The organism is Aeromicrobium sp., assembly GCF_047606445.1.
GTDB lineage: Bacteria > Actinomycetota > Actinomycetes > Propionibacteriales > Nocardioidaceae > Aeromicrobium.
In genome coordinates this window covers 32,157-40,589 of sequence record NZ_JASGEK010000078.1, presented here as the reverse complement: position 1 = coordinate 40,589, position 8,433 = coordinate 32,157, and the positions used below count along the sequence as shown (strand labels likewise).

The 8,433-nt window shown below is 69.9% G+C and carries 10 protein-coding genes; 1 reads left to right on the top strand and 9 read right to left on the bottom strand.

Annotated elements, in window-relative coordinates:
• Positions 1-17: 17 nt before the first annotated feature.
• The 5 genes from QM621_RS14390 to QM621_RS14370 all read right to left on the bottom strand — a co-directional run bounded on the left by QM621_RS14390 (position 18) and on the right by QM621_RS14370 (position 2,348).
• A complete protein-coding gene (locus QM621_RS14390; protein WP_414991096.1) occupies positions 18-572 on the bottom strand; it encodes a NuoB/complex I 20 kDa subunit family protein in 555 nt (184 codons plus the stop codon).
• The gene (locus QM621_RS14385; RefSeq protein WP_414991076.1) at positions 572-931 is read right to left on the bottom strand and encodes an NADH-quinone oxidoreductase subunit A; all 360 of its coding nucleotides are present in this window, start codon (positions 929-931) and stop codon (positions 572-574) included. The genes QM621_RS14390 and QM621_RS14385 overlap by 1 nt, the downstream gene beginning before the upstream one ends.
• A gap of 167 nt (positions 932-1,098) precedes the next feature.
• Positions 1,099-1,404, bottom strand: a complete 306-nt coding sequence (locus QM621_RS14380) for a type II toxin-antitoxin system RelE/ParE family toxin (RefSeq protein WP_414991075.1) — start codon at positions 1,402-1,404, stop codon at positions 1,099-1,101.
• On the bottom strand, positions 1,401-1,619 hold the full coding sequence (locus tag QM621_RS14375) for an addiction module protein (RefSeq protein ID WP_414991074.1): 219 nt from the start codon (positions 1,617-1,619) through the stop codon (positions 1,401-1,403). The genes QM621_RS14380 and QM621_RS14375 overlap by 4 nt, the downstream gene beginning before the upstream one ends.
• A 33-nt stretch (positions 1,620-1,652) precedes the next feature.
• Entirely contained in the window at positions 1,653-2,348 is a 696-nt protein-coding gene (locus QM621_RS14370) for a demethylmenaquinone methyltransferase (RefSeq protein ID WP_414991073.1), read from the bottom strand.
• A gap of 33 nt (positions 2,349-2,381) precedes the next feature.
• Here QM621_RS14370 and QM621_RS14365 point away from each other — a divergent pair, with 33 nt between their 5' ends.
• Positions 2,382-3,632, top strand: a complete 1,251-nt coding sequence (locus tag QM621_RS14365) for an isochorismate synthase (RefSeq protein WP_414991072.1) — start codon at positions 2,382-2,384, stop codon at positions 3,630-3,632.
• Between the two features lie 3 nt (positions 3,633-3,635).
• Here the strand turns inward: QM621_RS14365 and QM621_RS14360 are convergent, their stop codons facing one another.
• The 4 genes from QM621_RS14360 to QM621_RS14345 all read right to left on the bottom strand — a co-directional run bounded on the left by QM621_RS14360 (position 3,636) and on the right by QM621_RS14345 (position 8,404).
• Positions 3,636-4,301, bottom strand: a complete 666-nt coding sequence (locus QM621_RS14360; protein WP_414991071.1) for a DUF2510 domain-containing protein — start codon at positions 4,299-4,301, stop codon at positions 3,636-3,638.
• Positions 4,302-4,380: 79 nt separating this feature from the next.
• The gene (locus QM621_RS14355) at positions 4,381-5,145 is read right to left on the bottom strand and encodes an SGNH/GDSL hydrolase family protein (protein ID WP_414991070.1); all 765 of its coding nucleotides are present in this window, start codon (positions 5,143-5,145) and stop codon (positions 4,381-4,383) included.
• A gap of 161 nt (positions 5,146-5,306) precedes the next feature.
• On the bottom strand, positions 5,307-6,830 hold the full coding sequence (locus QM621_RS14350; protein ID WP_414991069.1) for an aldehyde dehydrogenase family protein: 1,524 nt from the start codon (positions 6,828-6,830) through the stop codon (positions 5,307-5,309).
• Positions 6,827-8,404, bottom strand: a complete 1,578-nt coding sequence (locus QM621_RS14345) for a GMC family oxidoreductase (protein WP_414991068.1) — start codon at positions 8,402-8,404, stop codon at positions 6,827-6,829. The genes QM621_RS14350 and QM621_RS14345 overlap by 4 nt, the downstream gene beginning before the upstream one ends.
• Positions 8,405-8,433: the final 29 nt, after the last annotated feature.

Here is an 8,433-nt window from a genome sequence, read left to right as displayed (position 1 = left end):
GGGCGTCGACGCGCAGCTCATCGCAGCAGCCCCTTCATCTGCGACAGGGGGACGAACGCCAGCGCCTCAGCCTCGCGCTCGGCGATCTCCTTCTCGCGGTGCGCGCCGAGCTTGGCGTGCTGGATCTTGTCGTGCAGTTTCAACACCGCGTCGATCAGCATCTCCGGGCGCGGCGGACAGCCCGGCAAGTACATGTCGACCGGGACGATGTGGTCGACGCCCTGCACGATCGCGTAGTTGTTGAACATGCCGCCGGAGCTGGCGCACACGCCCATCGCCAGCACGTGCTTCGGCTCGGCCATCTGGTCGTAGATCTGCCGCAGGACCGGGGCCATCTTGTTGCTGACCCGGCCCGCGACGATCATCAGGTCGGCCTGGCGCGGGCTCGGCCGGAACACCTCCATGCCGAAGCGCGAGGAGTCGAAGCGCGGGGCGCCGAAGGTCATCATCTCGATGGCGCAGCAGGCCAGGCCGAAGGTCGCCGGCCAGAACGACGCCTTGCGCATGTAGCCGGCCAGCCCCTCGACGGTCGACAGCAGGACGCCGCTCGGCAGCTTCTCCTCCAGGCCCATCAGGTCCACTCCATTCCGCCGCGCCGCCACTCGTAGGCGTAGACGATCGTGAGGTTGACCAGGAACAGCAGCACCGCGAACACCGCGAACCACGTCAACTGGTCGAAGGCCACCGCGAAGGGGTAGAGGAAGACGATCTCGATGTCGAAGACGATGAACATCATCGCGGTGAAGAAGTACTTGACGCTGACCTTGCCGCCGCTGTCGGGCAGCGGACTGGGGCTGATGCCGGACTCGTAGCGGTCGAGTTTGGCGCGGTTGTAGCGGCGCGGTCCGGTGAGCGGGGCGATGGCGACGCTGAACACCGCGAAACCGGCCGCGAGCGCGCCCAGCGCGAATATGGGCATGTAGGCGTCCATGTCACCTCCCGCACAGGTTTCGGGCCAGGTCAGAGGCATGTGACGGGTGTCACTCACCTCGTCGCCAACCTACGCCGGAGCGGGGGTCACGATGTTGCTTAGGTCACACTAAACCTCAGGCGAGGGGCGCGAGGGCCGTGCGCCGCCACGCCAGCCGTGCTTGACCGCTACGACAAGCGGTCGTGGACCGGGGCACGGTCCCGGCGATCGTGCACCACCGCAATGACCTCAACGACCTGCGGCTCAGCGTGAACGAGGTACCAGACGTCATACGGGAACACCTTCAAATGGGCGCGTCTCGCCTCACTCCGCAGAACGGGAAACATCATCGGGTGCTCGACGATGAGACCGAACATGTCATCGAGCTCTGCTTCGAACCGGTCGACCTGCTCCGGCGCCTCAACCGCATACCAGTGGCGGACCTGCCGCAGGTCCTGCTCAGCACTCGGACGAATCAGCAGCGACCAGGTCAACGCTCGCGGCGCCAATCAGCCTTGATGTCCTGCCACGATCGCCCGACCAGCGGGTCTGCCGCCGCCTCGGCAACTCGCGCGTCAACCAGGGCCGCCGTCGACGAGGGCACTGGCCGGCCTTGGTGGTCGATGCTGTCCCACAAGGCGCCGATCACGGCCAAGCGCTCATCCACGGACGATTGCTTGGCCTGCTCCAACAAGGACTGATCGATCACCACTTCATGGTAACCGCCCAAACCGACATCCGGTCAAGCCTGTTTGACCGAGTGGTGCAGGGCGACGATGCCGGCGGAGAGGTTGTGCCACTCGACGCGGCTCCAGCCGGCCTCGACCATGCGCAGGGCGAGGCCCTTCTGGTCCGGCCAGTCGCGGATCGACTCGGCCAGGTAGACGTAGGACTCCGGATTCGACGACGTGCGCCGCGCGATGGCCGGCAGCGCGCGCATCAGATAGTTCTGGTAGATCGTCCGGAACGGGCTCCACGTGGGCGTGCTGAACTCGCAGACCACGATGCGGCCGCCCGGCTTGGTCACCCGACGCAGCTCGCGCAGACCCTCGACCGGGTCGTGGATGTTGCGCAGCCCGAAGGAGATCGTCACCGCGTCGAAGGAGTCGTCGGCGAAGGGCAGCCGCATCCCGTCGCCGGCGGTGAACGCCAACTCCGGATACTGCTGTTTGCCGACGCGCAGCATGCCGAGGGAGAAGTCGCACGGCACCACATGGGCGCCCGCCTCCGCGAACGGCAGACTCGACGTGCCGGTGCCCGCGGCGAGGTCGAGCACCCGCTCCCCGGCGCGCGGGGCGACGAGGTCGACCACCTCGCGGCGCCACCGACGGTCCTGTCCCAGCGACAAGACGTCGTTGGTGAGGTCGTAGCGCGCCGCGACCTGGTCGAACATGCGCGCGACGTCGCGGGGGTCCTTGTCCAGTCCGGCTCGGGTCACCCCGTCACTGTGCCACGGGTAGGCTCACAGGTCGTGACCAACCCCGTCGGCCCGATCCCCTCGGCCACCCCGACCCCGCGCCTCGTCGTGCGGACCCGGGCCGTCGAGGTCGCCGATCTGCTGCCGCTGCTGCCCGAGCGCGACTTCCTCGCGTGGGTGCACGGCGGCGACGGCATCGTCGGCTGGGGCCGCGCCGCGACTCTCGCGACGAGCGGCGCGGGCCGTTTCGCCGACGCCGACCGCTGGTGGAGCGACCTGCGCCAGCACGCGGTCGTCCGCGACGAGGTCGACGCCCCGGGCTCCGGCCTGGTGGCGTTCGGCTCCTTCGACTTCGCCGACGGCGGCGACGGTCTGCTGATCGTGCCGGAGGTGGTCGTGGGTCGTCGCGGCGACCTCGCCTGGGTCTCGACCGTCGGCCAGACGCTCGCCCCGGCCCCCGACCTCGCCGCCACGGACACGCCCCGCCCGCCGGGTCCGGTCGCCTTCGACGACGGCGACACCGACGGCTGGCAGCGCATCGTCGCCGAGGCGGTCCGGCACATCGCCGACGCCGAGCTCGACAAGGTCGTGCTGGCGCGTGACTGCCAGGCGACGTTCGAGCGTCCCCTCGACGCCCGCTGGCCGGTGGCCCGGCTGGCCGCCGACTACCCGGCCTGCTGGACCTTCCACGTCGACGGCTTCTTCGGGTCGACGCCGGAGATGCTGGTGCGCCTCGACCGGGGCCTGGTCACCTCGCGGGTGCTCGCCGGGACCATCCGGCGCACCGGCGACGACGCCGAGGACGCCACCCGCGCGGCCTCGCTGTCGCGGTCGAGCAAGGACTTGGAGGAGCACGAGTACGCGGTGCGTTCGGTGGCCGACGCGCTGTCGCGGCACTGCTCGGCGGTGACCCGCTCCGAGGCGCCGTTCGTGCTGCACCTCCCCAATGTCATGCACCTGGCGACCGACGTCGCCGGGGTCGTCCCGGACGGCACGTCGGTGCTGTCGGTGGTCTCCGACCTGCACCCGTCGGCGGCGGTCGGCGGCACCCCGACGGCTGAGGCGGTCGAGTTGATCGCCCGGATCGAAGGCCTCGACCGCGGCCGCTACGCCGGCCCGGTCGGTTGGATCGACGGGCGCGGCGACGGCGAGTGGGGCATCGGCCTGCGCTCCGGCCTGCTCGCTGACGACGGCTTGTCGGCCCGCCTGTTCGCCGGCTGCGGCATCGTCGCCGACTCCGTCCCGGCCGACGAGCTCGCCGAGTCCGAGGCCAAACTCATCCCCGTGCGCTCGGCGCTGAGCTGACGCTCAGGCGTCGATCTTCCAGTCGCCGTCTTCTTTGACCACCGTGATCTCCTGCGTGTTATCGCCGTCGGAATAATCCTCGAAGTACTCCGCGATGTCGTCGTCATCGCCCGTGTACGTCGTGGTTCCCCTCACCTCCACGACCACCTTGCGGTCGCTCTTCTCATCGACGTCGGCCACTTCGATCTCCAGCTCGAGGTCTTCTCGGAGCTCCTCCCATGGAACGCCGAACTCCTCGTCGCTCCAGTCGTACTCCTCTTGCTCTTTTTCCATCTCTTCGGCGAACTCGCCGCAGTCGTCGACGTCATAGCTGTCGAACGAGTCCTCACGGTCTTCCTCCGTGCTGAGCTCGCAGACCTTCGCCCAGTCCCGGTCAGCCGCAGCCTCGACGTACTCGACCGCCACGTCCTCCGGGCTGCCGCCGGACAGCGCCAGCACCAGGACGAGCGGCAGCACGATCAACAGCAGCACACCGCCCACCGCTCCGCCGATGATCGCGAGGGTCTTACCGCTGACCCCTCTGCCTCCGCCGCCGACCGGACCCGTCGGGGCAGCGCCGGGGGCCTGCTGCGTCTGCTCGGTCCACGCCGTGCCGTCCCACCACCGCTGACCCCCTCGACCATCGGGATACCACCCGGCGGGAGTGGACGAAGGCTGCTGATCGGACATGCTCTCTCCTCGCGCTCAACGAATTCTCAGCCGAGTCTGCCCGACTCCCGTCCGACCCCCGCCACCACCCTCCGGTGACTCAGAGATCCCGGGCCGGGACCATGACCGCGTGGCGCGGATTGAGGGCGTCGCCTGACGACGTGCCACGCAGGCGTCGGCCGATCCAGGGGGCCGCGTGGCGACCGGCCCAGGCCGCGTTGGCCGCCGCGCGCAGCAGCAGCGCCGACGACGGCGGGTCGGGCAGCGGCAGCGGCGCGAGGTCGTGGCGCACGCCGAGCGCGTCGGCGACCGCGACGGCCATGCGCTGATGCCCGACGCTCGACATGTGGATGCGGTCGACGTCCCAGTAGCGGCCGTCGCGGTACTCGCGCATGCGCCAGAAGTCGACCAGCGTGGCGCCGTGCCGCTCGGCGATCTCACGCACCATCTCGTTGTAGATCGCGAAGCGTCCCCGCAGCATCGCGAAGATCGCGTCGCCGCCGGGGTCGTAGGCGGTGAACATCACCACGTGCGCCGACGCCGACAGCCGCGCGATGGCCGCGTCGTAGTCGTCCATCAGCGCGTCGATGTCGATCGACGGACGCAACACGTCGTTCGCCCCGGCGTAGATCGACACGAGGTCGGGACGCAGCGCGAGCGCGGGCTCGACCTGTTCGGCCAGGATCGCCCGCATCTTGCGTCCGCGGATCGCGAGGTTGGCGTACTGCAACTCGGGCAGCCGCGCGCCCATCGCCCCGGCGAACCGGTCGGCCCAGCCGCGCACCCCGTTCGGCCGCCCGGCGTCCGGGTCGCCGACCCCCTCGGTGAAGGAGTCCCCCAGCGCCACATACCTCTGCCACGTCATGAAGATCAGTGTGTCAGAGCGCCCCGGGGAGACGCAGGATGATGGATTTGGGTTGCTCCGACGACCTCAAACCATCATCGTCCGTCCCCTGGGGCCTGAAGGATGATGGTTTGAGGTAGCGATCACGACCCCAAACCATCATCCTGCGTCCCCGCCAGCGGTCAGCGGATGGTCTTCTTGCCGCCGTAGAGGAGGTTGAGCAGCAGGGCGACGGTCTTGTCGGTCTTCTCGTCGCGGGCGAAGGTGGTCAACTCCAGCGGGGCCTTGAAGCGCTGACGGGTGATGGCCTTGGCGTAGGTGAACTCGCGCAGACCGTCGGCGCCGTGGATACGGCCGAAACCCGACTCGCCGACGCCGCCGAAGGGCAGCGACGGGACGGCGGCGAACATCGCCACGGCGTTGATCGACGTCATGCCCGACCGCACCCGCTCGGCGATGCTCTGCGCCCGGCGCTTGCCGAACACCGACCCGGCCAGTCCGTACGGCGTGGCGTTGGTCAGCTGGACCGCCTCGTCCATGTCGTCGACCGGGTTGACGACGAGCGTCGGGCCGAAGGTCTCCTCGCGGACGGCCGACGAGTCCTCCGGGACGTGCGTGATGATCGTCGGCTGCACGAACCGCTCGCCGACCGCGTCGGAGCCGCCGAGCACGACCCGGCCGCCGCGCTCGATGGCGTCGTCGATGTGCCGCTGGATGATCGGCAACTGCGTCGGCATCGTGATCGGGCCGAGCGGCGAGTCCGGATCGGCCTCGGCGCGCAGCTCGCGCGCCTGGCGCAGCAGCTCGTCCATGAACGGCTCGAAGACCGCCCGGTGCACGTAGACCCGCTCGGCGCCGATGCACGTCTGGCCCGCGTTCGACATGGCCGACCAGAGAGCGCCCTCGGCGGCGGCGGACAGGTCGGCGTCCTCGTCGACGATGACCGCGTCCTTGCCGCCGGCCTCGATGACGACCGGGGTGAGGTGCTGCGCACAGGCCGCCATGACCCGCTTGCCGGTGGCGGTCGAGCCGGTGAAGGCGACCTTGTCGACGCCCGCGTCGCACAGCGCCGCGCCGGTCGCGCCGAAGCCGGTGACCAGCTGCAGCACCGGGCGTCCGCCGACGACCTCGGTGAAGGTGTCGACGAGCCACTGGCCGACGCCGGGGGTGTACTCGCTCGGCTTGAACACGACCGTGTTGCCCGCCGCGAGCGCGTAGGTGATCGAGCCGAGCGGCGTGAACACCGGGTAGTTCCACGGGCCGATGACGCCGACGACGCCGAGCGGGTTGTAACGCACCGACGAGGCCTGGTTCATCGCAAGGACGCCCGACGACACCCGCTGCGGACCGAGCACCTTGCGGGCGTTCTTCGCCGCCCAGTGGACGTGGTCGATGGCCAGGCCGACCTCCAGCTGCGCGTCGCCGTGCGGCTTGCCGGTCTCCAGATGGACGAGGTGGACCAGCTGCGCGAGGCGTCGGGTGATGACGCTGCGCCACTGCAACAGGTACTCCTTGCGGCCCTCGAAGCCGATCTCGCGCCACCAGACGCCCGCCAGCCGAGCCCGCTCGACGGCCTCGTCCACCTCCTCGGCACTGTGCACGGGATGCACGCCGACGACGTCGCCGTTGCGCGGGTTGAGCGACTCGAAGGTCTCCCCCTCACGCACCGGCAGGGACGAGACGGGGGGCTCAGGTGTGGTCGTCATCGGGACTCCTTGATGAGGTCGGCGGCCTTCTCGCCGACCATGATGGCGGGGGCGTTGGTGTTGCCGCGCGGGACGCGGGGCATGACGGAGGCGTCGGCGACGCGCAGGCCCTCGACGCCCTGCACGCGCAAGTCGGCGTCGACGACCTTGCCGATCGAGCAGGTGCCGACCGGGTGGTAGATGGTCTGGGTGAGCCGCGCGACGGTGCTGCGGATCTGCTCGTCGGTGGGGTCCCAGCCGTAGGGGGCCCACGGGCTCGTGACGTGGTCGCGCAGCGGACCGGACGCGGCGATCTCCAGCGCCCGGCGGGTGCCGACGACCATGCGGTCGAGGTCGGAGGGGTCGGCGTAGTAGGCCGGGTCGATCTCCGGGTGCCAGGTGGGGTCGGCCGAGCGCAGCGTCACCTGTCCGGCGCTCTCCACCCGCACCAGCGTCGAGGCGATGACCATGCCGCGCTTGGTCGGCTCGTGCAGGCCGTTGTCCCAGAACGACGTCGGCAGCACGTGCAGTTGCAAGTCGGGGGCCGGCTGGTCGCCCGAGGACCGGAAGAACGCGCCCGACTCGGCGACATTCGAGCTGAGCGGGCCGCGTCCGAGCTTCTGCGCCAGGAGCAGGTTCGGCAGGTTGAGCAACTCGGCGAGGTCGGTGGCGCCCCGGGTGTCGAGCAGCACGCCGGAGACCGGGTGGTCCTGCAGGTTGCGGCCGACCTCCGGGGAGTCGACCACGACGTCGATGCCGTGCTCGCGCAGGTGCGCGCCCGGGCCGATGCCCGACAGCATGAGCAGTTGCGGGGAGTTGACCGCGCCGCCGGACAGGACGACCTCGGCGTCGGCGCGGACCTGCTCGGTCTGCCCGCCCCGGCGGTAGGTGACGCCGACCGCGCGGGTTCCGTCGAGGTCGATCTTGGTGACGAACGCGCCGGTGCGGACGGTGAGGTTGGGCCGCTCCATCGCGGGGCGGATGTAGGAGTCGGCGATCGACCAGCGACGGCCCTTGCGGCAGGTCACCTGGTACAGGCCCGCGCCCTCCTGCTCGGCGCCGTTGAAGTCGTCGGTGGGCTTCAACCCGGACGCGACGGCCGACTCGACGAAGGCGTGGGTGAGCTCGTGGTTGTAGCGACGGTCCTCGACGTGCAGCGGTCCGTCAGTCCCGTGGAACTGGCCGCCGAGACGCTGATTGCCCTCCGACTTCTTGAAGTAGGGCAGAACGTCGTCATAGCCCCAGCCCTCGCCGCCGTAGGCGTCACGCCACTCGTCGTAGTCGGCGCGGTTGCCGCGGATGTAGATCATCGCGTTCATCGAGGTGCAGCCGCCGAGCGCCTTCATGCGCGGCCAGTCCGAGCGGCGGCCCATCAGGTGCTTCTGCTCGGTGGTGCGGTACGACCAGTCCCACTTCGTCTTGAACAGCGTCGAGAAACCGGCGGGCAGACGGATCATGTCGTCGTCGTCGACCGGCCCCGCCTCGAGTAGGAGCACCCGCGTCTGCGGATCCTCGCTCAGGCGCGCGGCGACGACGCCGCCCGCGCTGCCGGAACCGATGACGATGTAGTCGAAGGACTCGCTGTTGTGACCCACGCCACCACGGTACTCCCGGGTAAGGACCG